The sequence below is a fragment of the Sphingosinicella rhizophila genome (assembly GCF_032378825.1).
Lineage (GTDB): Bacteria > Pseudomonadota > Alphaproteobacteria > Sphingomonadales > Sphingomonadaceae > Allosphingosinicella > Allosphingosinicella rhizophila.
Genome location: NZ_JAVUPU010000025.1, coordinates 1 through 706, shown reverse-complemented (window position 1 = coordinate 706; position 706 = coordinate 1). Strand labels below are relative to the sequence as shown.

Annotated in this window: 1 pseudogene; it reads right to left on the bottom strand. The window is 65.3% G+C overall.

Features of this window, described 5'->3' with window-relative positions:
• Positions 1 to 705: pseudogene (locus tag RQX22_RS19235) on the bottom strand (IS3 family transposase); the annotation flags it as partial.
• Position 706 lies beyond the last annotated feature (1 nt).

Below are 706 nucleotides of genomic sequence, written 5' to 3'. Positions count from 1 at the left end.
CGCGTCTCGAAAACAGGTCGATGACGACCGCTACGTAGAGCCAGCCTTGCGCGGTCCAGATGTAGGTGAAGTCCGCCACCCATTTCTGGTTGGGGCGATCGGCGAAGAACTGACGGTCGAGCACGTTGTCGGCGATCACCGAGCGTGTGCCATCGTCCTTTGGCAGACCGCGGCGGCGCGGCCGGGCGCGGAGGCCATGAAGCCGCATCAGCCGCTCGACGCGGTGCAGGCCGCATGAAAGGCCTTCGGCCAGGAGATCATGCCAGACGCGGCGCGAACCGTAAGTGCGGTCGCTCGCAACGAAGCTCGCGCGGACCTTCGCGCCAAGCGTCTCGTCGCTACGAGAACGTGCGCTCGGCGCCCTTGTCAGCCAAGCGTGAAAGCCGCTGCGCGAGACCCCGAGCGCCTCGCAGATCCACGATATCGGCCAGATCCCCCGGTGCTTCGCAACGAAGGCAAACCTCATATCGAGTCCTTCGCGAAGTAGGCCGCCGCTTTTTTTAGGATGTCGCGCTCCGCCTTCATCCTGGCGAGCTCGCGGCGAAGCCGCTCAATCTCCTGCTGCTCGGGCTTCATCACGCCGTGGCCGGGAAAGGCCGTGCCCGAATCCGCGTCGTGATCGCGAACCCACTTGCGCAGCACGTTCACATGCAGATCGAGATCGCGCGCCGCCTGTGCCATCGAAACCCCGCGCTCGCGAACCAGC